This is a genomic window from Polynucleobacter sp. AP-Nickl1-40-C4, from assembly GCF_035012665.1.
In the GTDB taxonomy this organism is placed as follows: Bacteria; Pseudomonadota; Gammaproteobacteria; order Burkholderiales; family Burkholderiaceae; genus Polynucleobacter.
This window is the reverse complement of the sequence record NZ_JAYGQR010000001.1, coordinates 424595-450099: the sequence shown is the minus strand read 5'-3', so window position 1 is coordinate 450099 and position 25505 is coordinate 424595. Positions and strand designations below refer to the sequence as shown.

Annotated in this window: 31 protein-coding genes; 14 read left to right on the top strand and 17 right to left on the bottom strand. The window is 44.6% G+C overall.

The window, feature by feature from the left end; all coding sequences use genetic code 11:
- Positions 1–9: 9 nt before the first annotated feature.
- From VC182_RS02195 to VC182_RS02175, 5 genes are all read right to left on the bottom strand, one after another.
- The gene (locus VC182_RS02195; RefSeq protein WP_216122046.1) at positions 10–576 is read right to left on the bottom strand and encodes a DUF934 domain-containing protein; all 567 of its coding nucleotides are present in this window, start codon (positions 574–576) and stop codon (positions 10–12) included.
- Positions 573–2276, bottom strand: a complete 1704-nt coding sequence (locus VC182_RS02190; RefSeq protein ID WP_323484337.1) for a nitrite/sulfite reductase — start codon at positions 2274–2276, stop codon at positions 573–575. The genes VC182_RS02195 and VC182_RS02190 overlap by 4 nt, the downstream gene beginning before the upstream one ends.
- 190 nt (positions 2277–2466) lie before the next feature.
- Positions 2467–3129, bottom strand: a complete 663-nt coding sequence (locus VC182_RS02185) for a DUF2971 domain-containing protein (RefSeq protein ID WP_323484336.1) — start codon at positions 3127–3129, stop codon at positions 2467–2469.
- Between the two features lie 48 nt (positions 3130–3177).
- The gene (locus VC182_RS02180) at positions 3178–3894 is read right to left on the bottom strand and encodes an RES family NAD+ phosphorylase (RefSeq protein WP_323484335.1); all 717 of its coding nucleotides are present in this window, start codon (positions 3892–3894) and stop codon (positions 3178–3180) included.
- Positions 3894–4283: an MbcA/ParS/Xre antitoxin family protein gene (locus tag VC182_RS02175; RefSeq protein WP_216242971.1), complete on the bottom strand. Its 390-nt coding sequence runs from the start codon at positions 4281–4283 to the stop codon at positions 3894–3896. Before VC182_RS02175 ends, VC182_RS02180 begins: the two co-directional genes overlap by 1 nt.
- Positions 4284–4459: 176 nt before the next feature.
- Here VC182_RS02175 and VC182_RS02170 point away from each other — a divergent pair, with 176 nt between their 5' ends.
- The 3 genes from VC182_RS02170 to VC182_RS02160 all read left to right on the top strand — a co-directional run bounded on the left by VC182_RS02170 (position 4460) and on the right by VC182_RS02160 (position 6462).
- Entirely contained in the window at positions 4460–5737 is a 1278-nt protein-coding gene (locus tag VC182_RS02170; RefSeq protein WP_323484334.1) for a serine hydrolase domain-containing protein, read from the top strand.
- 133 nt (positions 5738–5870) lie between these two features.
- Entirely contained in the window at positions 5871–6149 is a 279-nt protein-coding gene (locus VC182_RS02165; RefSeq protein WP_323484333.1) for a type II toxin-antitoxin system RelE/ParE family toxin, read from the top strand.
- A 10-nt stretch (positions 6150–6159) separates the two neighbouring features.
- Positions 6160–6462 (top strand): HigA family addiction module antitoxin, encoded by a 303-nt coding sequence (locus VC182_RS02160; RefSeq protein WP_323484332.1) that lies wholly within the window; start codon positions 6160–6162, stop codon positions 6460–6462.
- A gap of 81 nt (positions 6463–6543) precedes the next feature.
- On the opposite strand, the gene VC182_RS02155 is transcribed toward VC182_RS02160, so the two are convergent.
- Positions 6544–6903 carry a hypothetical protein gene (locus VC182_RS02155; RefSeq protein ID WP_323484331.1) on the bottom strand — a complete coding sequence of 120 codons (360 nt, stop codon included), beginning with the start codon at positions 6901–6903 and terminating at the stop codon, positions 6544–6546.
- Positions 6904–6917: 14 nt separating this feature from the next.
- Positions 6918–7142, bottom strand: coding sequence for a hypothetical protein (locus tag VC182_RS02150; protein WP_072583213.1), 225 nt, complete (start codon positions 7140–7142; stop codon positions 6918–6920).
- Positions 7143–7328: 186 nt separating this feature from the next.
- On the opposite strand from VC182_RS02150, the gene VC182_RS02145 reads away from it, so the two are divergent.
- From VC182_RS02145 to VC182_RS02135, 3 genes are read left to right on the top strand one after another with little or no spacing between them, the layout of a single operon-like run.
- Positions 7329–7907, top strand: coding sequence for an HdeD family acid-resistance protein (locus tag VC182_RS02145; protein WP_072583212.1), 579 nt, complete (start codon positions 7329–7331; stop codon positions 7905–7907).
- A gap of 34 nt (positions 7908–7941) precedes the next feature.
- A complete protein-coding gene (locus tag VC182_RS02140; RefSeq protein ID WP_158009036.1) occupies positions 7942–8118 on the top strand; it encodes a hypothetical protein in 177 nt (58 codons plus the stop codon).
- On the top strand, positions 8118–9206 hold the full coding sequence (locus VC182_RS02135; RefSeq protein ID WP_323484330.1) for an acyltransferase: 1089 nt from the start codon (positions 8118–8120) through the stop codon (positions 9204–9206). The genes VC182_RS02140 and VC182_RS02135 overlap by 1 nt, the downstream gene beginning before the upstream one ends.
- Here VC182_RS02135 and yjgA read toward each other — a convergent pair.
- Both yjgA and VC182_RS02125 read right to left on the bottom strand, forming a co-directional pair.
- Positions 9203–9730, bottom strand: coding sequence for a ribosome biogenesis factor YjgA (gene yjgA, locus VC182_RS02130; RefSeq protein ID WP_072583208.1), 528 nt, complete (start codon positions 9728–9730; stop codon positions 9203–9205). The genes VC182_RS02135 and yjgA overlap by 4 nt on opposite strands.
- Before the next feature lie 60 nt (positions 9731–9790).
- The gene (locus VC182_RS02125; RefSeq protein ID WP_323484329.1) at positions 9791–10549 is read right to left on the bottom strand and encodes a hypothetical protein; all 759 of its coding nucleotides are present in this window, start codon (positions 10547–10549) and stop codon (positions 9791–9793) included.
- Positions 10550–10863: 314 nt separating this feature from the next.
- On the opposite strand from VC182_RS02125, the gene VC182_RS02120 reads away from it, so the two are divergent.
- From VC182_RS02120 to VC182_RS02095, 6 genes are all read left to right on the top strand, one after another.
- The gene (locus VC182_RS02120; RefSeq protein ID WP_323484328.1) at positions 10864–12498 is read left to right on the top strand and encodes a GMC family oxidoreductase; all 1635 of its coding nucleotides are present in this window, start codon (positions 10864–10866) and stop codon (positions 12496–12498) included.
- Positions 12491–13408 carry an EamA family transporter gene (locus tag VC182_RS02115; RefSeq protein ID WP_072583998.1) on the top strand — a complete coding sequence of 306 codons (918 nt, stop codon included), beginning with the start codon at positions 12491–12493 and terminating at the stop codon, positions 13406–13408. Before VC182_RS02120 ends, VC182_RS02115 begins: the two co-directional genes overlap by 8 nt.
- Before the next feature lie 135 nt (positions 13409–13543).
- Complete coding sequence (locus tag VC182_RS02110) at positions 13544–14728, top strand: ABC transporter substrate-binding protein (protein ID WP_323484327.1); 1185 nt, start codon at positions 13544–13546, stop codon at positions 14726–14728.
- A 141-nt stretch (positions 14729–14869) separates the two neighbouring features.
- Positions 14870–15748, top strand: coding sequence for a branched-chain amino acid ABC transporter permease (locus VC182_RS02105; protein WP_072583996.1), 879 nt, complete (start codon positions 14870–14872; stop codon positions 15746–15748).
- 2 nt (positions 15749–15750) lie between these two features.
- Positions 15751–17679, top strand: coding sequence for a branched-chain amino acid ABC transporter ATP-binding protein/permease (locus VC182_RS02100; protein WP_323484371.1), 1929 nt, complete (start codon positions 15751–15753; stop codon positions 17677–17679).
- A 30-nt stretch (positions 17680–17709) separates the two neighbouring features.
- Entirely contained in the window at positions 17710–18438 is a 729-nt protein-coding gene (locus VC182_RS02095; protein ID WP_323484326.1) for an ABC transporter ATP-binding protein, read from the top strand.
- Positions 18439–18493: 55 nt separating this feature from the next.
- Here the strand turns inward: VC182_RS02095 and VC182_RS02090 are convergent, their stop codons facing one another.
- From VC182_RS02090 to VC182_RS02080, 3 genes are all read right to left on the bottom strand, one after another.
- Positions 18494–18994 carry a hypothetical protein gene (locus VC182_RS02090; protein WP_323484325.1) on the bottom strand — a complete coding sequence of 167 codons (501 nt, stop codon included), beginning with the start codon at positions 18992–18994 and terminating at the stop codon, positions 18494–18496.
- Between the two features lie 81 nt (positions 18995–19075).
- On the bottom strand, positions 19076–19891 hold the full coding sequence (locus VC182_RS02085) for a sulfite exporter TauE/SafE family protein (RefSeq protein ID WP_215321548.1): 816 nt from the start codon (positions 19889–19891) through the stop codon (positions 19076–19078).
- 3 nt (positions 19892–19894) lie between these two features.
- On the bottom strand, positions 19895–21139 hold the full coding sequence (locus VC182_RS02080; protein WP_323484324.1) for an FAD/NAD(P)-binding oxidoreductase: 1245 nt from the start codon (positions 21137–21139) through the stop codon (positions 19895–19897).
- 146 nt (positions 21140–21285) lie between these two features.
- Between VC182_RS02080 and VC182_RS02075 the strand changes: the two genes are divergently transcribed.
- The gene (locus VC182_RS02075; protein WP_323484323.1) at positions 21286–22146 is read left to right on the top strand and encodes an MBL fold metallo-hydrolase; all 861 of its coding nucleotides are present in this window, start codon (positions 21286–21288) and stop codon (positions 22144–22146) included.
- A 5-nt stretch (positions 22147–22151) separates the two neighbouring features.
- Positions 22152–22472 (top strand): ArsR/SmtB family transcription factor, encoded by a 321-nt coding sequence (locus VC182_RS02070; protein ID WP_215321551.1) that lies wholly within the window; start codon positions 22152–22154, stop codon positions 22470–22472.
- A gap of 23 nt (positions 22473–22495) precedes the next feature.
- Here the strand turns inward: VC182_RS02070 and VC182_RS02065 are convergent, their stop codons facing one another.
- From VC182_RS02065 to VC182_RS02045, 5 genes are read right to left on the bottom strand one after another with little or no spacing between them, the layout of a single operon-like run.
- Positions 22496–22921: a hypothetical protein gene (locus VC182_RS02065; RefSeq protein ID WP_215321552.1), complete on the bottom strand. Its 426-nt coding sequence runs from the start codon at positions 22919–22921 to the stop codon at positions 22496–22498.
- Positions 22918–23739 (bottom strand): FAD:protein FMN transferase, encoded by an 822-nt coding sequence (locus VC182_RS02060; RefSeq protein WP_323484322.1) that lies wholly within the window; start codon positions 23737–23739, stop codon positions 22918–22920. Before VC182_RS02060 ends, VC182_RS02065 begins: the two co-directional genes overlap by 4 nt.
- Positions 23740–23741: 2 nt before the next feature.
- The gene (locus VC182_RS02055; protein ID WP_323484321.1) at positions 23742–24299 is read right to left on the bottom strand and encodes an FMN-binding protein; all 558 of its coding nucleotides are present in this window, start codon (positions 24297–24299) and stop codon (positions 23742–23744) included.
- A gap of 23 nt (positions 24300–24322) precedes the next feature.
- Positions 24323–24502, bottom strand: coding sequence for a hypothetical protein (locus VC182_RS02050; protein WP_215321555.1), 180 nt, complete (start codon positions 24500–24502; stop codon positions 24323–24325).
- A gap of 12 nt (positions 24503–24514) precedes the next feature.
- Positions 24515–25429: a DUF6662 family protein gene (locus VC182_RS02045; RefSeq protein ID WP_323484320.1), complete on the bottom strand. Its 915-nt coding sequence runs from the start codon at positions 25427–25429 to the stop codon at positions 24515–24517.
- Between the last annotated feature and the right edge of the window lie 76 nt (positions 25430–25505).

The following is a 25505-nucleotide window of genomic DNA, read 5'->3' as shown; positions in this document are numbered from 1 at the left end:
ATTATGTATTTAAACGCTCAAAGTAGCGCGTTTATCACGCCAGCTATTTTGGGTAGTGACTGTATACAAATCAAATTGCTTGAGGGCAACATCTAGGTTTTGATCAGGGCGCAAAGCAAAGCTATCAAAGCCAACACGTGCGCCTTGCAAGAGTTGATCAATCAATACATCACCAATGGCACGGATCTCACCTTGCCAAGCAAAACGGTTGCGCAATAAGGCGGCAGTACTAAAGCTGCGACCATCTCTAAAGATAGGGAAGTGTGCTGCCACTAAAGGCCAGGCCTGTTTGCCTACTTCAATCACATCGGCATGTTTCAGAATGTCATCATCAGTAGCAAACCACACACCAATCTGACCATTAGTGGCTTTAGCAGCCACATCCACTTCATGATGATGTTCAAGCCACCAAGTAAACGGTACTAATGCTTTATGAGCACCATGCTCCAGATCAGGTAGGCCGCCTTCGTCTTGGCTACCGCTCCACACTTGCCATTCATTTGGAACTAGGGTGGGTTTGCCACCTTTGGGGAAATGCAAAATCTCTTGATGCGAGGTAATGTTGAGTTGGCTCATGCTGCACCCCCTTCAACTACCTTCTCTTTTTTCTTAGCGTTTTTGTATGCCGCCTCTTTAAAGGGTGTTACTCCAATGCGACGATAAGTCTCAATGAATGGCTCATCGCCACTCCGCTCGCCTACATAAGTGTTGATTACATTGGTAATGACGTCTGGGATTTCATCGGCGTAGAAAGAAGGGCCAATCACTTTGCCAATTGAAGCGTTATTGCCTTGCTCGCCACCTAAAGTGATCTGATACCACTCTTCTCCGTCTTTATCGACACCGAGCACGCCAATATTGCCAATGTGGTGATGACCGCAGGAGTTAATGCAGCCAGAGATATTGAGGCTAATGTCGCCCAAATCAAATAAATAATCTAAATCATCAAAGCGCTCTTGAATCGCCTTAGCAATTGGCAAAGACTTGGCATTTGCTAATGAGCAGAAGTCGCCGCCTGGGCAGGCGATGATGTCGGTTAGTAAGCCAACGTTTGGCAAGGCGACTTTTTGCTTCTTTGCCTCTTGCCAGAGCTCAAATAACTTGGTTTGCTCCACATCAGCCAATACTAAGTTTTGCTCATGGGTAGCACGCAGTTCACCAAAACTGTATTGATCTGAAAGATCGGCAATAGCCATCATCTGTGCAGTAGTAGCATCACCAGGCGCTACTGTGCCATGCGGTTTGAGTGACAGAATGACGCTGGCATAACCTGGAACTTGATGGGGCTTCACATTGCGCTCTAACCAACGAGCAAATGCTGGCTGCTCGGCTTCTGAGGTAATACTGATGATTTGTTCATTGCTTAATGCAGGTAATGTTTTGTATGCAGGTTTTGTGAAGTGCTGCGCAACACGATCCCACTCGGCTTGAGTGAAGTTGTCATCACCATTTTTGATGTGAGCCCATTCACCCTCGACTTGACGTGCGAATTCTTCTGGGCCCAAAGCCTTCACCAAAATCTTGATGCGGGCCTTGTAGAGGTTGTCTCTTCTGCCGAAACGGTTATAAACACGTAGCAGGGCGGTGAGATAGCTTGGCAGTACATTCCAAGGGAGCCCTTGTTTAATCGGGGATCCAAGGATCGGAGTGCGACCCATGCCGCCGCCAGCGTAGATGTCAGCAGTTAATTCTCCAGCGGCATTTTTCTTGAGCTCAATACCAACGTCATGGCAAAGCAACACTGTGCGATCTTCTTTTGCACCATTGACTGCAAACTTAAATTTACGCGGTAAGTGGGCAAACTCAGGATGCAAGGTTGACCATTGGCGTAAGAGTTCACAAATAGGACGAGTGTCTACATATTCATCAGCAGCAACTCCAGCAAAAGCATCGCTTGTAATATTGCGAATACAGTTTCCAGAAGTTTGGATTGCATGCATTTCCACTTTAGCAAGCTCAGCCAAAATATCTGGAGTGTCTTCTAGTGTTACCCAGTTGTATTGAATATTTTGACGTGTAGTGAAATGACCATATCCACGGTCATACTTTTCAGAGATGAGTGCCAGCGTGCGTAATTGCTTTGCACTAAATAAACCGTAAGGAATGGCAACGCGCAGCATGTAGGCATGCCGTTGGTGATACAAACCATTTTGAAGCCGTAGTGGGCGGAACTCTTCTTCGGCAAGAGTGCCGTCTAAGCGCCTCGCAACTTGGTCGCGGAATTGGGCAACCCGTTGATCTACAAGGGTTTGGTCAATGGAGTCATATTTATACATAGCCTTGAATTGTGATGGATTTTCAATATTCCTTCAAATACTCAAAAATCAATCCTATATATCTAAATTCATATAAAGAGACTCAATCAGATCGTTTTCCGAAAAGTCTGCTTCAATAGCTTTTGTGTGGGGACCCATAACCTGCAAGTTGAGAATTTGCGATGACATAACAACTTTGCTTTGGGTTCGCTTATACAGTGGTTTTGACTCTGAATTGCCTATCTTCGACCATTTTAAATGTCCTAAGAGCCATCCCAGCCTTGAAAACTTTTGCCGGTATCGCATTGACTTCTAAAAGTTGCCTGATGCGATCAATTGGTAAAGGGCAGTTTAAGCCCAAGATTACCTCTCGCAACATCAAGTTGGTTGAAAAATCTACAAAGATCATTCCGCCTTTTTCGGTTGTTGAATCTAGATTGATAAACATCCTGTATTCATTTTCATATTTCCAATCAACTAACTTCGTTCTGATTAGCTCATCCACAACCTTTGGACCATCGGTAATCTGACCATTTTTAGGGTTAAATTCAATTTTTGTTCTTAGTGATGTGTATTTGACGGGGGTTAAATAGTTCTCTGGAACATCAAAACCAAGCACGACCCCGCTATGTTTATTAGCATAATGCCCCCAAAGCAATGGATTGCTCCAGGAGCTGCTAAAGCAAATCATTCCTTTTGATTCATTAAGCTGTTTTTTGAAAGCATTAAAGGCTGCCCTATGCTTTGGGTCAAGGAGATCGGCGCCCAATAATTCAAAGGGGTCATTTAGTTGCGCGAACCTTGATACCTTTAACCGCCTAAAGAAAAGATTTCCTATGGCATGATTTTCATTGAGAAAGTGATATACCCGCATAGAGACCTCTTTCAAGACTGATTAAACTTAATTTTTGCTCATGGTTTTTCAGTTTTTCGTATCCAGATTAATTTTTAAGGACATCGTTCGGCCATCAAGCAGAACCGTGATACCGTCTTTGGTTACCTCATAGGAGTAGTAGGCAGCATGGCGAGGCGCAGAAAGGACCTGTGGTTTTAAGATTGCAAAAGTCTCCCCACTTAAATATCTAGTGGACCTTGTCAAAAGTCCTGGATGCCCCTCATGATGCAATCTAGCCCCAACGGTTTGGGTGTAACTATAGTCATTGGGATCCATTAATTGGGGGTGAGACAGAGCCTTTTCTTTGAGATTAATTAATGCGGCATCACATCTAACCCAGTAGACCTTGCGCTCAACATATGCGCCTGGTCGATTAAATCCGACATCACTTAGGAGTACTGAATACCAATGATGAGCTGATTCATAAATGCTGGTTTCAAGTGAATCTGCACCGTACCAAACCCCAAAAGAGCCATCTGAAAAACGGCTACGCATCCAATGCTTAAATGGATACGTAATAGCGTTATCCCATACAGCATCCTCGAATGGGCGATGTATTGCGGGTACAGGAGATTCAAATGGAGATGGCTTGTGGTCAAGCTCAACCATTTGAGCTGTTTCCCAGTCTTTTGGGGAATCACTCAAATCATCGAAAAGATTTTCACTCTCAATAAGGGAGATGATGTTTCGAGCTAAGTCTTGATGGGTGTCAACCAGTGTTAGGCCATCAAACAGACTATCCATTAGATGCCTCTTGCTCTATCTAGGTAAGACCGCACCATCAGTAGACCCATAAACCCAAGTTCCTTAACCACTTCTACAGGAGTTCTATTTTCAAAGGCCTTATTCCTAGTTTTCATCCAGCTATATAGATACTCTTTATTGCGAGGAAATAGAAGGCGAAGGTTTTTATGGATTCCCAATAGGTGACCAACACGCGCATATTGATCAACGTTTTGGCTGATAGGTTCGCCTTGACGATAGCGTCCAAGGGCGGAACGGTTGCTAGAGGCTAAGCCAAGCAATGCAAGTTGATCTTCGGTAGGAAGATCCCAGTGATCCATTAGTTGCATGACCATTTTGGCCAATGCTCCACGATCGATGGTTTGGGGTGTTTCAGCGCGTACGTGCATATGTAGTGATGTTTGTTTTAAATATAACCAAGTTTGTTTTAATTATAACGAAATTTGTTTATAAAACTATCCTTCAGGCTGTAAATGTGGAGAAATCTAGAATTTGAAACCACACTCCCAATAAAATCAGATAGTTACAGATTCATATAACCCAATAACCATGGTGGAGACAAAAGATGAAGAAATTAAGGGCGATCAGCCTGATTGTTGGTTTATTGACTAGCGCAACGCTGTTTGCAGCGGATACCTCAAAAGCACCATTGCCCTTGAGCGCCACCCCAGGGCAAGGATTTAGCCAGGAAGGCCTTAAGAGAATCGATGCGTTCTTTGCCGATCAAATTGCCGCCAATAATATGGCCGGTGCGGTTCTAGCGGTTTCTAAAAATGGCAAGCTCACCATCTTTAAGCCTTATGGATATTTAGATAAGGTAAATAACAAACCGATGACTACAGATGCTATTTTCAATTTGGCATCGATGACTAAAGTCATGTCCTCAGTCAGCGCCTTAACTTTTTATGAGGAAGGCAAGCTTCCTTTAAATGCGCCGATATCAAACTGGCTGCCGCAATTTAAAGAGATGAAAGTGGGTCAAGTCGACACTGATGGAAAGCTCAATTTAATTCCAGCTAAAAATCCGATTACCGTCCAAGATCTCATGCGCCATACCAATGGCTTAACGTATGGCGGTCGCGGTGCCACGCCAATACATAAGATGTATCCTGCCGGCTCTGCACCAGCAGCAGCTCAATACACTGCTCAAGAATTTATTGATAAATTGGCTAGCGCACCATTGTTGTATGAGCCTGGTACTGCTTGGGATTATGGTTTTGGTTTAGATGTGCTTGGCATTATTGAAGAAAAAATTGCTAGCAAATCCTTGGGCGCGATCATGCAAGAGCGTATTTGGAATAAGGTGGGCATGCCCAACACCACTTTTGATCTTGCCGAAAAAGATCGTCCTCGTTTAGCGCAGCCACTCCCACTGGATCCATTGACTGGCAAGCCACAGAAGGTGGATATTCATACGCAGAAAGTGAAGTTTGATTGTGGTGGCTCCTGCGCCTATTCCACTGCGGGTGATTACATTCGTTTTGGACAAATGTTGCTGAATGGTGGCAGTCTTGAAGGCAAGCGTGTGCTTGGTCCCCAGACGGTTGCTTTCATGACATCAAACCATCTCAATAAAGATATTAAGAATAATGTGAGTGGTATTGAGCCAGGACGTATGGGTTATGGATTTGGTCTGGGCGTAGCAGTTCGCACTGATAGAGGTTTATCAGCGATTAACGGTAACGTTGGCGACTTCACTTGGAACGGCGCTTACGGAACCATCTTCTGGGTTGACCCCAAAGAGCAGATGGTTGTTGTGATGATGGGTGTTGCACCAGGAGAAATTCGTAAGGTGCATCGTGAGCAACTTAACGCAGTCATTTATGGGGCGCTAGAGAAGTAATTCAGGCTCCCGCTTAAAGATAAAAAGCCCTAGTTGTTTGGGGCTTTTTTCTTGGGTGATCTTGAAACTGTAGGGCGAGTAAAGTTCTAAAAGTTCTATTTGACAGATTCTGTTATACGGAATAAAATAAGGTATGATTCGCTCATTTTCTTGTGAAATTACCAAAGATTTATTTGAAAGCAAGGCTACTAGAAGGTTTGTAAATATCGAGAGGGTTGCAAGGCGCAAGTTATTGCAATTGCATGCGGTTGTTAGTTTATTGGACTTAAGAATACCCCCAGGGAATATGCTGGAGGCTTTGAGTGGAAAGCGCAAAGGGCAATACAGCATTCGAATTAATAATCAATGGCGCATTTGTTTCGTTTGGCGAGAAGATGGTGCTGATAACGTAGAGATTGTGGATTACCACTGAGGATATGGCGATGACAAAATTACTTGATGAAATTCATCCTGGCGAAATATTGTTAGAGGACTTTATGAAGCCAATGGATATTACTGCCCGACAATTAGCTGCTGATATCGACGTTTCGCCAAGCCGCATCAGTGAGATTGTGAATGGCGCTCGGCCAATTACTGCCGATACCGCATTACGCCTGGGATTATTCTTCTCTATGGAGCCGCGTTTTTGGCTGAACTTACAGTCGGAATATGACATGCGAATTGTAAAAAGAACTTTACAGAAGGAAATTGAATCCCGTATTCGGGTATTTCAAATGGCTGCCTAAGCGCCTTAATCAAAAAATATAAAAAGCCCCAGTTGTTTGGGGCTTTTTGTTTTATTAGATATGGCGATAAGCGCTATTGAATTACAGTCCGTATTCCCGATAGTGTCTGTAAAGATTGGCGATAGATGCAAAGCCAAGAACCACAATCAGTACGGCAAATAAATATTCAGTTGTGAGGTAGGTAAAAATGCCCAAGTGAATCAAGACGGCTGCGCCTATAAAGGCGGCAATCGAGCCAAAAGCCACAAGTCTGAAATTGGGGATAAAGGCGCCTAAGGTAATGGCGACAAACACTAGGTAGAGCTCGGATACCAACTGATCAGCAGTTACAAAAATACTATTGGTAAGTTCTGGATTGGTAAATTTCCCCAAGACAGCAATAATGAGGATAGAAGCCAAGACCGCAAAGTTCAATTGCGCCTTAACTAAGACTTCTTTCAATGGGATTCCCATTTTTATGAAGCACTGCCGTTAAATACCAGGCTCATCCCAATCCAAAGGATGACAAAGGCAACTAAGACGGTGGAGCCGATTTTCTTTAGGAAGTACTCTAGGGTATCCATATAAGCCTCATCGTTTCGGCCGAAGTAATGGTCAAAGCGCTTCCAAAAAAGGCGGCCTACGACTAGAGGCAGAAGTATGGCAACGATGCCTAAGATAACGGTGAGGGTGTTATTCATGGGGGATAACCTTCTTTGCTAACAATCCCCATTGCTGAGGGTGTAAAAGGATAAAGAATACCCTTTTTTGTTTTTTGCCCTGCTAGGCACTGGTTCAGCGATCAAATTAGCAATATTCGTGCTCAAACTGGGTTTGTTGATACAGTAGAGGCTACTTTTGTAACTACTTCAACAGAAAGCATTCATATGGCCGAACTCAACACCGCACAGATTAATGAAATTCGTACCAAAGTATTGGGCGCAGCCGCCAAGGTTCCTGGCGCTTTAATTGGCCTTGGAATTTTATTTATCGTGCTTGGCATGATTGGTATCGCAGGTCAGACATTGTTTTCTTTTATCTCAATAAATATTCTAGGAATCTTCTTATTTGCTGGCGGCATCTTGCAAGGCGCTCATGCTTTGAAATCACAAGGCTGGAAGAGTGTTGGAGTGCAACTCGTTTTAGCGGCCCTTTATATTGCAGCCGCAATCTTTACTTGGGCCTTCCCAATTCCAGCGCTTGAGGCAATTACCTTGTGGCTAGCTGCCATCTTTTTTGTGACTGGCGCATTGCGTTTGATCTCGGCATTTCAGCATCGTCACTTCCGTGAATGGTTCTGGTTGGTGCTGTCTTCAGCAATCTCTATCTTGATGGGTGTACTGATCATGAATGGTTATCCAGAGTCTAGCCTTTGGCTACCTGGCATGTTGATCGCCATTGAGCTTTTGCTGCAAGGTTGGTCATTGCTCTTCATGGGCTTAGCAGCTCGTTCATTGATTAAGTAATTGAGATTCGTTCGCTAGAGTAGAGAGCTTCATCATGACCATGAAAAAAACGGATCTCTATAAGAATCTGGCATTGAAAACTGCGCAGGGAATGAAAAACGCTGCCAAGTCTCCTAAGCTCGGCGTTGCTGAGAAGGCTAAATCCAAAAAAGAACTAGCAAATGCCAATCCCTTGCTAGCTTCTTTAATGGGTAAGACTAAATCAAAGTAGTGCAGTCCAAAAACCATTTTCTTCTCGTCGATTTTTTAAAGACCTTTGCAGCCTTAATCATCATCCTGCATCATTTCTCGAGTTATGGGCAAATTGCAGAAGATACACGGCTGCTACTACCAGGGGTAATGACGTGGTTGTTTGAGTACGGTCGTTACGCAGTGCAAATCTTTTTAGTGATGGGTGGCTATTTGGCAGCCCAATCACTGACTCGTTCCACTGATCTGAAGAATGTCCGCAATGTATTGAAAGTAATCTTTAATCGTTACTTGCGATTATTTGCACCCTATGTAGTGGCGCTCATTCTCACGATTTTGTGCGCTTGGGTTGCTCGTTTTTGGGTTCAGGATGAGTTTGTTGGTGAATCAGAAACCCTAGGGCAGTTCTTAGCCCATTTATTTTTTCTGCAAGGGATCTTAGGTTTAGATTCGATTTCTGCTGGCGTTTGGTATGTGGCGATTGATTGGCAGCTTTATGCCGTTCTGGCAATCATGTTGGGGATGTTTCCCAGTTTTCGTTCTCTGATATGGATGTTGTTGGTGCTCTGCGTAGCATCCTTGCTATTTTTTAATCGCTCTGGCGCTTATGAAAACTACTTCATTTACTTTATGGGGGCTTATGGACTTGGGGTGCTGGCGCAGCTTTGCAAGAACTATCCTGACCCTAAAGTAAATCGCTTTGCCACAATCATGTTTGTAGGGATTGGTGTAGTTATTGTTGTTTCAAGCTTTCACCAAATGTGGCTGAGAAATATATTGGCTTATATAGTCGCCATTGCCCTAATCCTTTGGGGAGACTCGGCCTATAAAGATCAGAAGCAAGACCAGAAGCGCCCTCAACATCAGTCCAGAAAACACAAGCTGGTAAATGTCATTCTCTGGGGGAGCAGAAGATCATATTGCGCTTTCTTAATTCATTTCTCGTTTGTATTGCTGGCAAACACGCTGTATATCGCTTGGGGAATGAGCGGCTTTCATGATGGCGTCATGGCGCTTGCTTTGATGTTGGTTGCTATTGTTGCTAGCTGGGTGATAGCAACCTATCTCTATCGCTGGGTAGAAGTGCCTGCTCGCAAGATTAAGCTTTAAAGACCCATATCTTTCAGAACGCGAAAAATTTCGCGGTAGGCTTTAGGCGGCTTGTTTTGTTCTTTCTCGCGACGCGCATTCCGAATTAAGGTACGCATATTCTGAATATCCATATCGGGATATTGCTCAATCATCTTCGTAAACGCTTCATCATTTGCAATGAGTCTATCGCGATAGCTTTCCAAGAAATGTAGCTTGGCAGTCTCAGCTTTGCTCACACCTTGAATCGCATCTAAACGCTTCTGGATCGCATCCAATTCTTCGTCGTCTAAAAAGCGCATGAGTTTGCCAAGATATTGCTTATGACGACGAATCGCTTCAAAACTCTTAATTTTGTTAGTCTCTGCAATAGCGGCCTTAATTGCTTCATCAAGAGGGATAGTCTTCAAGGCATCGCTACTGAGGGCGGCCAACACTTCTGCCAATTTCTGGCGTTCAGTCATTTGGCGCTTTAGTTCTGACTTGCTGGGCCCATCTTCAGGGTCAACTAGCTTGGGAGTGCGATTCTTCTCATTAATGTGCATAACTGTATTTTAGATGGGTATAGAGAAGGGGGCTATATTTCGTTTGTATTTGAGGGCTGGTTAATTCGCGCCTTCAGCATAGTGCTCTTTGCTTACCTGCAGATTCTTTGGGATATTTTCATCATGTTCCAGCATCAGTGGGTGGACTATCAGAGCTCCACTTTTCACTTGTAATGCAATAAACAGGGCCTCAGCCCTCTCTGTGTAACCCCCAAGAACACCCCAATGGGTTTCATAAGGGGCTTTGTTTGCCCAGGGCGTTACTTCATCGACAAATGCCTTAAGCCAACTTGCAAGCTTTATAAAAACTGGTCTTGGCAGTAGATAGGTTTGCCATAGAGTCAAGGGTTGGTTGCGAAGGTCGTTCATAGACCAATGAGTGCCAAAGAAGTTGTTATAGCTCTCAATGAGATAGGGCCAGTTAAATGCATAGGATGCAGTCATGGGGCTTAGTTGCCCAGTGCTATCCATGATCTTTCCTCCAACTTGCGCATAAGCAATTTGTGGAGAAACAAATGCTGGGTTAATTGCCCTTCTGAAGGCCCCCTTGATTTTAGTAATGAGGCCGTCTTGTGATTTGCCTTCGGCTATTTTTCTGAGCAAGCCTGTGGATTTTTCAGTCCACCGCATATCGTATTGCGTGACACCTATGAGATCTGAATCTGGAAATAGATTATTGGAAAGTATATGAAGAAAGCACGATGTCTCCATATATCCTTGTTGTTGCAGTTCTGGATGGTAGGTATCTAGTTGATACTCTAATGTGACTCCAGGGGTGTTTGCTAAATCTGTATTTTCAACTCCATCTTTGCCTATCATTTTCTTATTCGTTTTTTCAATGTTCACCCCATAAAACACAAACCATTGGGCTATTTCCGCATTAGTAAAATGGGGAAAAATTAAGCGCTGATCTAATGTTTGATGAAAAACAACGAAAATTTTTAACGAGGACATTTGAGCGGGTGGCAATTAGAGGGCTGAAGATGGCTTAAGTTTGCTGGATTGATGTTTCCGTAACTCGCATATATTGTAGTTATCTAAGCAGAAAACCCTTTGTGAGAATAAGTATGAACCCATTTTCTGCGTTTGAGGAATAATGGGTGCTAATAAAAGATTTGCTTTGAAAAACGGCTATGACTGACATCAATCGAAATAATCTCTACGATTACATCATCATCGGAGCGGGTAGTGCTGGCTGCATGCTGGCTAAGCGCTTGACTGAAAACCCTAATAAGAAGGTCTTGCTGATTGAGGCTGGTAAGAATGACAACTACATCTGGATCCATATTCCAGTTGGATATTTATATTGCATTGATAACCCAAGGGCGGATTGGCGTTTTAAAACGGCCGCTGAGAAGGGCTTAAACGGACGATCTTTGTTGTATCCGCGTGGTCGTGTTTTGGGTGGATGTTCATCCATTAACGGCATGATTTATATGCGTGGTCAAGCGGGTGATTATGAGTCTTGGGTTCAGGCAACCGGTGATGATTCTTGGTCTTGGGAAAATGCCCTTAAGCGTTACAAGTCATTTGAGGATTACCACAGCGCTGCAAATGAGTGGCATGGTAAGGGTGGTGAGTGGACCGTTTCAAAGCAGCGCTTACGTTGGCCTATCATGGATCGATTTAAAGAGGCTGCAGTTGAGGCGGGCATTCCGGCTTCAGATGACTTCAATTGTGGCGATAACTTTGGCGTGGGTTACTTCGATGTGAGTCAACGTGCTGGTTGGCGTTTAAATACTTCCAAAGCTTTTTTAAGGGATGCGGCAAAGCGTCCCAATCTCACAGTATTAACTCAAGCTGTGGTGACAAAACTTAAAATTGATCCCGCCACTAAAAATTGTCTTGGGGTTGAATACATCAAGGATGGTCAAGCCTGCGAAGCCTTATGTGCCATCGAGCAAGGTGGCGAAGTGTTGTTGAGCGCAGGCGCGATTGGAAGCGTACAAATTCTAGAGCGCTCCGGTGTTGGCGCTGCCGCACATTTAAGCCAATTAGGTATCCCTGTTATCGCTGATCTCCCAGGTGTTGGCGAGAACTTACAAGATCATTTACAGCTGCGCATGGTTTACAAAGTGAATGGTATTAAGACCTTAAACACGAAAGCCAATACTCTTTTGGGAAAGATGATGATCGGCTTGGAGTATCTCTTTAAGCGATCTGGCCCAATGTCGATGGCGCCATCACAGTTGGGTGCATTTGCGTACAGCTCGCCAGAACAAAAGAGTGCCAACGTTGAGTATCACGTGCAACCTTTGTCCCTGGAAAAGTTTGGTGAGGATTTGCATTCATTTAATGCCTTTACGGCAAGCGTTTGCAATGTACGCCCCACCTCGCGAGGTAGTGTTCACATTAACTCGACAGATCCTGAAGCGCCGCCAGTGATTAGTCCGAATTATTTGTCGACTGATGAAGATCGCAAGGTAGCAGCAGAATCTTTGCGCTTAACTCGCAAGATTGCCCAGCAGGCCGCCCTAGGTCCTTATGCTCCAGAAGAATACAAACCGGGCGTGCAATATCAAACGGATGATGAGTTGGTTAAAGCGGCGGGGGATATTGGTACAACCATCTTCCATCCGGTAGGCACATGCAAGATGGGGCGCGATAACGATCCGATGGCGGTGCTCGATTCTGAATTACGCGTGAGAGGCATTCATCATCTGCGTATAGTCGATGCTTCGGCGATGCCTACGATTACTTCGGGCAATACCGCTGCCCCCACGATGATGATCGCTGAGCGCGTGTCGGAATTGTTAACGCGTGCCTAAGACTTCACAGAAAAGCTATTCATTACCCGCTAGTCATTTATTGCTAGCGTTGGCTATTGTGGCAGTGTGGGGTACGAACTTTGTAGTCATTAAATTGTCACTCGCAGCTTTTCCACCATTTTTGTTCGCTGCACTCAGATATACCTTTGCATTTCTTCCGCTGGTGTTCTTTGTGCCAAGACCCAAAACATCTTGGGTCAATCTTAGTATTTATGGTTTAGCAGTGGGTGTGGGGCAGTTCGGAGTCCTGTACTTTGCGATCGATGGCCGTATCTCCCCGGGTCTAGCTTCCCTGGTGATTCAGACCCAGGTATTTTTTACTATCGGCTTTGCGATGTTTTTTGCCAAAGAGCGTTTGCGCACTTATCAAATGCTGGCGGTACTGGTTGCTATGACTGGCTTGGGAATTATTGCGCTGCACACTGATGCCACAACCACCTTCTTGGGACTTGCCTTGGTGGTATTTACTGGCTTTTCGTGGGGGGTTGCCAATACGGTTAGCCGAAGGGCGGGCTCTATTAATATGCTGGCCTACGTGGTTTGGGCAAGTGCTTTTGCGATTCCCCCTCTATTTGCGATTTCCTTCCTTTTTGAGGGCGGGTGGGGGCATATGAGCACTTCTTTAACCTCAGCCCCAGTAGGGGCATGGGCTGGTGTTCTTTGGCAGTCTTGGGGAAACACCATCTTTGGCTATTCCGCCTGGGCGTGGCTGCTCTCTAAGCATCCGGCGGCAGTGGTTGCGCCTGCGCCTTTGCTGGTACCTATTTTTGGCATGGGGGCGGCAGCCTATTTCTTGGGGGAGTCATTGCCGCCATGGAAGATCTTGGCAGCGGGCTTGGTGATAGTTGGACTGATCATCAATCTTTTTTGGCCAAACATTGAACGCAGCCTGAAACGGCAATTTTCTTGAGTCTCTTGGGCTAATGTAAAACCCTAATACCAGGCCCTTTTTTTGCCTTTGTATTAACAGTAAGATAACTCTTCGTTTCGGTTTTACCTATAAAAAAGTATTTATTAATTAGCAATTTTTAGTCATGGAGACTTTATGAACATTCGTCATCACATTTTTGCAGTAGCCGCTGCTGCAATGCTTACAACCGGCGCTTATGCTGCCGATATCAAACTTGGTGTTGCAGGTCCATTTACTGGTGGTTCATCCTCAATGGGTGTCAGTATGCGTGACGGTGTTCGCCTTGCTGCAAAAGAAATTAATGCTGCTGGTGGTATTAACGGCAACAAAATCGTTTTGGTTGAGCGCGATGATGAAGCGAAAAACGAGCGTGGCGTTCAAATTGCACAAGAATTGATTAACAACGAAAAAGTAGTTGCTACTTTGGGGTACATCAATACCGGTGTTGCATTGGCTTCACAACGCTTTTATCAAGAAGCAAAGATTCCAGTATTTAATAACGTTGCAACAGGCACATTGATTACTCATCAGTTCCCAAATGCTGCTGAAAACTATGTTTTCCGTAATGCTGCAGCTGACAATATTCAAGCACCAATGATCGCTAAAGAAGCGGTTGAGAAGCGTGGCTTGAAAAAAGTAGCAATTTTGGCTGACTCAACAAACTACGGTCAGTTAGGCCGCGAGGACTTAGAGAAGGCATTGAAGAGTTATGGCGTTACTCCAGTTGCAACTGAAAAGTTCAATATTGGTGACGTAGACATGACTTCACAATTGCTCAAAGCAAAAAATGCTGGTGCTGATGTAGTTTTGACTTACGCAATTGGACCTGAGTTGGCGCAAATTGCTAACGGTATGGCAAAGTTGGGTTGGAAAAAACCAATGATTGGTAGCTGGACATTGTCAATGGCTAGCTTTATTGATACAGCTGGTAAAAATGGTGACGGCGCAACGATGCCGGAAACTTTCATTCAGAGTCCTGCAACAACTCCAAAGCGTAAAGCTTTCGTTGATGCTTACTTGAAAGACTTCAAGCCTAAGAATGGCATCATTGCTTCCCCAGTTTCTGCTGCTCAGGGATATGACTCTGTTTATTTGTTAGCTGCTGCTATCAAGCAGGCAAACAGCACAGAGGGACCAAAGATATTGGCGGCATTGCAAGATCTGAAGACTCCAGTTGACGGCGTTGTAATGACCTATAACAAGCCATTTACTGCAACTGACCATGAAGCTATCAAGGCAAAAGACGTGGTGATGGGTGTAGTTGAAAATGGCCGCGTTGAGTTCTTAAATGCTGAGGATGCTACAGCGAAAAAGAAGTAATTCAAGCTATAAGGCAGGCAATCTAAATAATTATTTTGCACTGCAGCATTAGATAAAGCAAAACGCCGCCTACAAGCGGCGTTTTGCTTACAATGTCGGATTCGTTAATAAAACAGTTTTAAGAATATTTAGGCCAATAATATGGACATGTTTGCACAAATCCTCTCGAGCGGTATAGCGGTGGGGATGATCTACGCAGTCATCGCTTTCGGCTTTCAGCTCACATTTGCCACATCTGGCACCTTGAACTTCGGTCAGGGTGAAGCGCTGATGTTGGGTGCTCTTGTAGGTTTAACTTGCGTAGATACCTTTGGCATGAATTACTGGGTGATGATTCCAGTAGTTTGCTTGTTTGGTATGTTGCAAGGTAGCTTCGTTGAGCTCATCGGCGTCCGTCCTGCAATTAAGATTAAATCGGAGTTTGGTTGGATTATGTCTACCATCGCTCTTGGTATTATTTTCAAGAACGTGGCTGAAAATATTTGGGGTCGTGATGCATTGCCATTTCCATCGCCGTTACCAATGGAGCCAATGAGTTTCTTGGGTGCAAATATTCTGCCAATGGAAATTTTAGTAGTCGTTGGCGCATTAGTGATGATGTTGTTGGTGGAGTTCTTTAACCGTAAAACTATTTACGGTAAAGCGGTTGTTGCGACAGCCAATGACCGTGATGCAGCTGGCTTGATGGGTATTAATACCAGCGTAGTCATTACCTTCTCTTATGCGCTTTCTTCTTTAACTGCAGCGTTCGCGGGCGTATTGATTGCACCGTTAACTCTGACTGGCGCAACCATGGGTGGCGCGCTAGGATTAAAGGCTTTCGCTGTAGCGATTATTGGCGGCTTATCTAGCGGCCTTGGCATTATTGTTGGTGGCTTGATTCTCGGTATCGTAGAAACAGCAACCGGTTTTTATATCTCTACTGGTTACAAAGATGTGCCCGGCTTGATCTTGTTATTGCTCGTGTTGGCGTACAAACCATCTGGTCTCTTCGGCAAATCTGCGATTAAGAAAGTTTAATGATGAAATTGAAGTCTGTATTACCGATATTCATTGCGATTGCGGGGCTCGTTTGCTTCCCCCTGTTCGTCCACAATCCTTATTACATTCACCTAGTTGAAACGATTCTGATCTACACCATCCTTTTGTTCGGATTGGATATCGTAGTCGGTTATGTAGGTCAAGTATCTTTGGGTCATGCTGGCTTGTTTGGTATTGGTTCTTATACGGCAGGTATTTTATTTTTCCATTTAGGCCTCCCAATTTGGGCGACCATTCCCGCATCCATTATTGTTACGGCTATCTTTGGTGGCATCTTGGCGCTGCCTGCTCTCAAGGTGGTTGGGCCTTATTTGGCGATGGTGACCTTGGCTTTTGGAACAATTGCGCAGATTCTGATTAATGAGATGGATTGGTTAACCGAAGGGCCATTGGGAATTAAGCTAACACTCCCTGAGCTCATGGGTGTTCCTATGAGCGTCACCGAGTATTTTTGGTTGGTATCAGCAGTAGCTATTTTGGCAATGATTGTTGTCGATCGTTTTGTTAAATCACAAATGGGCCGCGCTTTTGAAGCATTGCGTGATAGCCCAATTGCTTGTGACTGCATGGGTGTATCTGTTTATCGCTTTAAGGTGATCGCATTTGTGATTAGCGCTGGTTTTGCTGGTTTGGCTGGTTGCTTGTATGCCTACTCAGAGCAATATATTTCACCTAATACCTATAACAACGAGCTAGCCGTTTTATTCTTGCTCGGTATCATTATGGGTGGACGTAAGTCACGCCTTGGTGCGATCATTGGTGCGGCCATCATTGTCTTATTGCCAAAACTCTTGGACGACATCAATCTATTCCGCATCGTTGCTTCGATTATTGCAATCGTGGTGGTAGTGGGGGCTGGCATGGCTCTATCCAAGAAGATAACTACTCCTAAGCGCGTAGCTCTTCCAATCATCGGTGTAGTGGGCTTAGCAGCATTTTCATTTTGGTTGAATAGCATTTCTGATTGGCGTTTGAGTATTTTCGGCTTCATGATTTTGCTAGTGGTGTATTACTTGCAAAGCGGTATCGTTGGTTTCGCGAAAAGCTTCTACCAGGCGATGGTTGGTAAGGCTAAAACTACTCGCGGCGGTGATCACGAAGAGGTGGATGATTCCATTAACTTCATTAGTACTGTTGCCAATCAAAATACGGGTGCTGAGCTCCTGAAAGTAGATTCTGTATTGATGCAGTTCGGTGGCTTAAAGGCATTGAACAAAGTTGATCTCAGTATCAAGCGCGGCACCATCCATGGTTTGATCGGTCCTAACGGATCCGGTAAGAGCACGATGATGAACGTGTTGACTGGTATTTACACACCTACTGCAGGTAACGTGTTGTACGCAGGTGAAAGCGTGGTTGGTAAGACTTCTTCCGATATCGCCCTGTCTGGTATCGCACGCACCTTCCAAAACGTTCAACTCTTCGGTGAAATGACGGCGATCCAAAATATTTTGGTTGGCTTGCATCACACCTTTAAATCAAACATGTTAGAAATTGCATTACATCTGCCACGTTATAAGAAAGAAGAAGCTGAAGCATATGCTCGTGCAATGGCCTTACTTAAATTCGTTGGCCTAGATGATTTAGCGAATGAAGAAGCGCGTAACTTGCCATACGGTAAGCAACGTTTGCTGGAGATTGCTCGTGCCTTAGCATTGGATCCTGAGTTGCTCTTGTTGGACGAGCCTGCTGCTGGTTTAACAGCACCAGACATCAAAGAACTCTTGCGCATTATTCGTAAGATCCGCGATAGCGGTATTACTTTCATCCTGATTGAGCATCACATGGATGTGGTGATGTCAGTTTGCGATACCGTTTCTGTATTGGACTTTGGTCAGAAGATTGCAGAAGGTAAACCAGCTGAAGTTCAGGCAGACGAGAAGGTGATTCATGCCTACTTGGGTGCTTAATCACTAGAACATATTGAATCGGTAAATACCATGTTATCTATTAAGAATCTTGAAGCAGGCTACGGCAAAGTAAAAGTCCTCCATGGCATCAATATTGATGTTCCTAAGGGTCAAGTGATTACTTTGATTGGCTCAAACGGTGCTGGCAAAACCACCACCATGCGCGCTATTACTGGCATGATTAAGCCAACGGCCGGTGAAGTTACATTGGGTGGCGAAAAAATTGAGGGTTACGACTCTCATAAAATCGCCCGCCTAGGTTTGGCTCACAGCCCTGAAGGCCGCCGCGTGTTTACAACAATGTCCGTCACTGACAACTTGTTGCTCGGTGCGTTTCCACGCTTCACAGGTAGTCGCCCAAAAGGTGACATCAAGCATGACTTAGAAAAGTCTCTTGAAATGTTCCCGCGCCTTAAAGAGCGTCGCAATCAATTGGCTGGTACCTTGTCTGGCGGTGAGCAGCAGATGTTAGCAATGGCTCGTGCTGTGATGCTGAACCCGGAGATCATTCTTTTGGATGAGCCATCTATGGGCCTTGCCCCAATCTTGGTTGAGGAAGTATTTAAGATCATCTCTAACTTGAAGTCACAGGGCGTAACCATGTTATTGGTTGAGCAGTTTGCTGCCGCCGCTTTAAACGTAGCTGATTATGGTTATGTACTAGAGAACGGCAAGATTGCTACTCACGGACCTGCTGAAAAGCTCAAGGACGATCCCGCTGTGAAAGCGGCTTACTTGGGTGGCGCTGGTGGTCACTAAGTAGTTGCTTGAGTTGAAAGTAATAAAAAAGCCCTTAGCAATAAGGGCTTTTTCTTTAGCTAGATAAGAGCTTTATAGCCTCTCGAATCAGCAAAGCGCGATAGCCCATGTAAAGGGCAACCAAAGTAAAGCCAATCAAGAAGAGCTTTGGAATCAATGCGCCTTCAGCTACCAGTTCACTATTCAGTAAGCCTATAGCTACCGCAAGGAAGAAGGCTGCGCCCAAGCACAATACAACCCAATTTTCATTGCTGGCTACTTGCTGGGTTTGATTGTTATAGGCAAGAACCTGAAAGCTACCACCCTTTGGGTATCCCGATACAGTGACCTGATCGCCATCAGCAATTTTCATGGGGGATGAAAACTTTGCTTCGACTGCTGTATCGCCCAAATTAAATTTGGAAATAAAAAAGCGTTTGTAATACTGCGAAGAGTGGTCGTGAGTAGGCTTTTCTGGGTTTACGTACTCCAGTAGCTCATTATTGAGATTGCTTACCTTGCCAGAGACGGCGCTAATGGAAGTGGATAGAAAGGTGCTTGGCTTTGGAATGGACATCAGCAGAACTCCTAAAAGGCTAAAGCTGAGTATAAAGAGGAGGGAGGACAGTGGTCTTTTAGGGGGCACTAAAAGATGGCGTCAATGATTTATTGCTTTGATCATTAAGCTCACGGCAATGATCAACGTAAAGACTGCAAATATTTGCTGGATTCTAGGGCCGCTTATTTTTCGCTCCAATACTTTTCCTAGCAGAAGTCCCAATAGCGAACCACAGGCAAAAGGAATTGCAATGGCTGTATTCAGGGTTCCGGATGCAAGGGAGATAAAGGCACCCCCAGCAGAAACAATTGCGAGAACACCAAGTGAGGTGGCAACAATTGATTTCATTGGCAGGTCAGTGAATTTATTTAAGGCGGGAACTAGAATGAATCCGCCACCAACACCTAATAGGCCCGATAAAAATCCAGCAATGGCGCCAGAGAACATTAGTGCACGAGCACACGGCACTGTCCAAATCAGCTTTCCAATTGATGAGTCTAGTTGGCAGGGTGGACTTTTAATTTGTGGAAGGGGTTTTCCGGAAAGATTTCTGGCAACCTGTAAAAGCATCCGAATAGAAACGTACATCAACACCAGGCTAAATAATATTAGTAGCGGAGTATTCGGTACCTTCTGCGCTAGCCATAAACCAGCCGGGGATAGGACCAGGCCAAAAATCGCCATTAACATGGCTGCTTTATAGCGAAGTGCTTTGGCCTTGAATCCAATTACAGCGCCTGCAAAAGCCGAAACAGTAATTGCTGTTAATGCTATCGGGCCTGCCTCTGACATTGGCAGATGCAGAAGAAACACCAGTAATGGTACTGATAAGATGCCGCCCCCAGCCCCCGTCAGGCCCATTAAGACGCCAACAAATACTCCAATTGCTAAGGTTAGGTAGGGCAAAAAGTCCATCAATTAATTTTCAAATGGACGCGCTAACCACTCTCTTCCCTTGAGCATCGCATTCCAGTAAAGCCAAGGAAGAACATCTTTCTTCAGAATCCAAGCGAGTCTTGTGGCCTTAAGTGGATTAATGAGCCATGGAAAAGTGGGCAAGAGTTTTCCACCAAAACCAAACTCTGCCAAAACAATTTTCCCGTTCTCTACCGTCAGTGGGCATGAGCCATAACCATCATATTTAGTTGGCAGGGGTTTGTTGTGTTTTGCTGCTAGTAAGTTCTCTGCGACGACCACAATCTGTTTTCTGGCTGCTGCAGCAGTTTTAGAGTTTGGCGACGAACAGCAATCACCAAGTCCGAAGATATTCGGGTAGCGAGTATGTTGAAGGGTGAATTGGTCTACATCTACAAAGCCATCAGCATTGGAAACAGGGCTTTCCTTGAGGCAGTCTTGAGGGCCTTGCGGGGGTACTACATGCAGCATGTCAAAGGATTTTTCAACCTGCGTAACATTTCCATCTGCATCCTTGACTGCAAAAATCGCTTTTTTAGCTGGGCCATCCACGGAAATGAGATTGCTATTGAAATTGAGTTTGGCGTTATATTTTTTGACATATTCCATAAGTGGCGGGACAAAGTCGGCTACACCAAAGAGTGCGCCACCCGCATTGTCTAACTCAACCTCAATATTGTTTAGGCGACCTTGCTTCTGCCATTCATAGCAAGATAGATACATTGCCTTCTGAGGTGCGCCAGGGCATTTGATTGGCATAGGAGGTTGAGTAAAAATGGCTTTCCCAGACTTCAGGCCTTGAACAAGTTCCCAGGTATAAGGAGAGTACGTATAACTATAGTTAGAGGTCACCCCATTTTTACCAAGTGTTTCCTTGAGCCCGGGTATAGCATCCCAGTTTGTCTTAATGCCTGTTGCAATTGCTAGTTGCTTATATTTAACTGCAGCACCATTACTAACCAGAACTTCATTGGCCTCTGGATTGAAGCCCACAATCTTCTCTTTAATCCAGCGCACTCCTGATGGAATGAGATCTTTAGTTTGACGACGACTATTTTTGACGTTAAATGCACCGCCGCCCACTAGCGTCCAAGAGGGTTGGTAATAGTGCTCTTCAGAGGGCTCAATGATTGCGATATTTAGAGAGTGGTCTCTGGATTTCAGGCTAGCAGCTAAGCCTATGCCAGCAGCGCCACCGCCTGCAATTACTACGTCAAATACATTGGAACTCGAGTTTGCTGAAGTCATGCTATCTCCACCTCTATGTTTTATTAGATCTAGGTCAATAAAATAGCTTGAATTATAGTGATTGGCTATCAGGGTTTATGATTAGTCTACATTTTTATATAGTATTTATCATAAAATAAATCATTTACAGCAAATTGGATAAATAGATGAAACCGATTGTTAAGGGCTTTTTTGACCCGGATACCTGGACCGTAACTTATGTGGTTTATGAGAAACCGGGTTCACCATGTTTAATCATTGATTCAGTGCTAAATTATGACCATAAGTCAGGGCGTACTAAAACGAAATCAGCCGATGAAGTGATTGAGTTCGTCAAGGCCAATCACCTGGCTACAGAATGGATTTTAGAAACCCACGCACATGCAGATCATGTTTCAGCGGCACCGTATCTAAAATCAAAATTAGGCGGCAAGATTGCCATAGGTGATCATATCTCGGTGGTACAGGGGGTATTTAAAAAAGTGTTTAATTTGGAAGAGGCATTTCAAGCGGACGGCTCTCAGTTTGATGCTTTGCTTAAAGATGGGGAAGAAATTCACTTTGGAAATCTAAGCTTTAAGTCCCTCTTTGTTCCTGGTCATACGCCAGCCTGTATGGCTTATCAAGTAGGTGATGCCATTTTTGTAGGCGACACCATGTTTATGCCTGACGTTGGAACTGCCCGATGTGATTTTCCAGGCGGTGATGCACACATGCTTTATCAGTCGATGCAAAGGATTTTAAGTTTTCCTGGTGAGACTAGATTATTTATGTGCCACGACTATCCGCCAAATGGGCGTCCAGTAAATTACGAAACAACAGTAGCTGAACAGAAGAAATCGAATATTCATATGCATGATGCTATTACTGAGGATGAGTTTGTTCAGATGCGTAGTAAGCGTGATGCCACATTAGATATGCCGGTACTTATTTTGCCTTCGATCCAAATTAACATTCGCGCAGGTGATATGCCTCCGAAGGAAAGCAACGGGATTTCATATTTAAAGATTCCTCTTAACGCACTGTAATTTTCATGTTGAACGAAAAAAAACGAATTGCAGAACTTAAGAAGATGCAGTCTTCTGCCACAAAGGCTTGTGAGTTCTTAAAAGTACTTTCAAACCCGAGTCGACTGATGTTGTTGTGTGAAATCGCTGTTGAGGAGCGGTGCGTTGGGGACCTGGAGGAATCAACCGGAATACATCAACCAACCTTATCGCAACAGCTGACAGTACTACGTACTAAAAAGTTGGTTAAGACACGTAGAGACGGTAAGCAAATTTATTATTCCCTTTCCAGTGACATAACGTTATCGGTCATGAACTTGCTCTACAGCCATTATTGTAAAAAATAAATCTGTTTTATCACTCTCACAATTTAGCTAACCATTGTTTTTGGCTTCCTAATGACGGTTAGGTGCAATAAGAAGATGACAGCGAACATTAGCCCCATAATCCAATGGGTGTCAATTGCAGTATCGCGGATTTCCTCTGGCCCGTAATAAAGCATTCCGCCGGTAATGAGAAGTGCAAATAGAAAGCCCAGTTGGCTAAAGCCACTCCACAACTGCTTTCTGGACTTATAGCCCACCTTGATATGAAATGGCATTACTGATCCAAGAGCTAAGGTAGCCAGCATTGCAGCAATGCCATGAGCTGCGAGAATGCTATGTGTGCCAAGAGTGGATCTTTGGATCTGAAATTGATGCCCTAGAAGATACATCAGGCCAGTGATTGAGCAGGCCATCATGCCGCAGATGACAAACGTTCTTTGCCAGCGAGGCATCTTCCCAAGGCGGCTCATGCGACTATCCTTAGTGCTTGCGCTGAGAAATGACTAAAGCAAGGATGATGCTCATTATTGGATAAGGCTAGAACCTTGGTGAGTGCATCAGCATAAACACACTCTTTTGCAAGAATAGAGAATGACCCAGCAATCTCCACATGAACCTCGGAAAAATTCTGGGCTAGAGGATTAATGATGTGACTCCTCAGGCCATCTCTTTTGGCAAAATAAAGGCTGCTTGTAGCAATGGCACCATCTTTCAAGGAACCAATTTCAATCAACTCCTCAGGACTCTCAGGATGGCGAACTTGAATGGGGAGAGATGTATTTCCAAAGACTCGTAGGTCACCACCAGCATTCACCGAGCCAGATGCGATGCCCTCTGATATTAAGACTCTCACCGCCATATCTACCGCAAACCCTTTGGCGATTCCACCCAGATCAAGGCAGACCGGGCGGCGGGACTGTATCAAGTCAGGCGCTAGGAAGTGAATGTCTTCAACGCCACCAAGATCATGATTGGAGAAGTTGATATGGCGGGGTAATAATCCCGCAGCAACCAGACGATGGCCTATTCCACAATTAAATAGGCCATCGGATTCAAGGTGAACCTCTTTTGCAATTCGGATGACTTGCGCAGTCCATGGATGAATCTCAACTGCTTCGATGTGGGCGTTTCGATTGATTTGGCTTAGCTCACTTTGAGGATGGTGAAATCCCATGAGGTCATGAATATTTTGAATGGCTGCAAAAGCATTATCAACAGCCGCTTGCCCATCATCTTGATGTATGGAGATCTCTACAAAGGTGCCAAGAAGTGGTTTGCAACGAAGCATTGTTAATTTCCGAGGCTGGGTTTTGAATGGGTGTTCTTCAGGGCTAGGTCATATAAAACCGTTACCCGCTTCACTCCATCAGTAAGGTGTTTGCAAGAAAGTGTTGCGCCACCAATATTCTGAATATCTTGATTGAGCTTGATAGGGTCGTTTGCGGTCTTGCCTACAAACTGTTTGCGCCATTGCGCTTCTGCTACTTCATAACCATAAGACTCAACGTATTCCAAAACTTCGATACCAGCGATACTGCCATTTGGGTTGATAGCAACGGCATAAGTAATCATTTCATGTTTTCCTATGACTTCGTCAACCACAAACCAGCTACCATCAGCTGCCCTCCAGATGCGCTCGCCCTGAAAGGGGTAACGAATGTTGGATGCGATACGCATCTTTTCTTGCAAATCATCCGTAATGATGACGGGATTCTTCGTCAGTATTTTGTTAGGGAAAAGAATTTTTAGAGCTTGCTCTGCAGAAACATAAATTTTTGCATGGGCAATGATTGGTGCGCTCATCATTGCTATGCCAATAAGAGCTAAGGGGTTAGGTTTCCAGATCATGGGGTGATATCTAGGTAATGAATTTAGGCAGTAAGTAATTCATTCGCTTCATTACAAAGTGCTTGAATTTCTGGGTTGATGCCTTGGACATTTGAGAGTTTGTCAAACATCATCAACGCTCTTTTCTTGGCTGTTTGACATTGGGTGGCTTGAAACTTCAGCAAATGAGCTAAAGCTGCAACTAATAGGTTCTGAATTTCCATGAGTTCTTTCGGTTAATTGAGTGGGAAACCAACTTTGACAATGAATTCATTTACTGAGTGGCTATCCCAGACACGAGCATCTGAGCACTCAGCCTCTCCGCCGCCCATGCAGGTGCCGCCTGCGAGTTGATAGCGCCAAGCGCCAGTAACCCACCAGTCTTTGGCTGCGTAATGCATATTGGGACCTACAAAAGTGGCTCTTTGAACTTGATTGCGTAAATTGAGCTCTGAATAATCATTATGAAAACGGGCCTCTACACCAGCCGACCACTTGGGGGCAAAGCGATAGCTCGCGCCCACCAGGAAATCGAGCATCGATTCAGGAACGTTGCCGTTTTCAATAAACTTTAAGCGCTCATTCGCAGCTACAACGTTACCCGCCAAAATTAATCGATCATCAATAAAGTTAGATTGCAGTAAGAGTCTCGCCTCGAGCTCATCTTTATTTCTTCCCCATGTCGGCTCTAAATAAAGCCCTACACCTACAGGCGAAGTCACTGGATTGGTGATGCGATAAATTGCTTCTAGAGAGCCACCTTCAATGCCACTTTTCTTATAGGCTGTGGAAGGATCGTGCGAAGAGGGAACGCCATAACCGCCTGTACAGGTTGGGGCATCTCCGCATGCTTCTGGATTGGTGTAATTTTGATTTGCATTGGTGTAGTAAGAGTTGATATAGCCGGCAACTTGTAAGTCGTTAGTTAAGCCGTATTCCAGTTCGGTCCTAGCAGTTAATGCATCGTAAGTTCCCGCTGCTTGCTGTTGATTGAGTTGTAGGCGCTGCTCAAACTCCAGCTTGCCCTTAGGCTGCAAATCTAAGGTGTAAATCCAGCCAAACACTCCCTCGCCTGCATGGGCTAAAGAAAAGTGAAGTGTGGCAACTAAGAAGAGGCTGAATGCAAGAAGTCTATTAATGGTCAATTTCATGGTCCCTTGAGGTTGGTGGTCATCAATCTAAATGAGAATGATTCTCAATATAGCATTAGATGAGAATGGTTCTCAA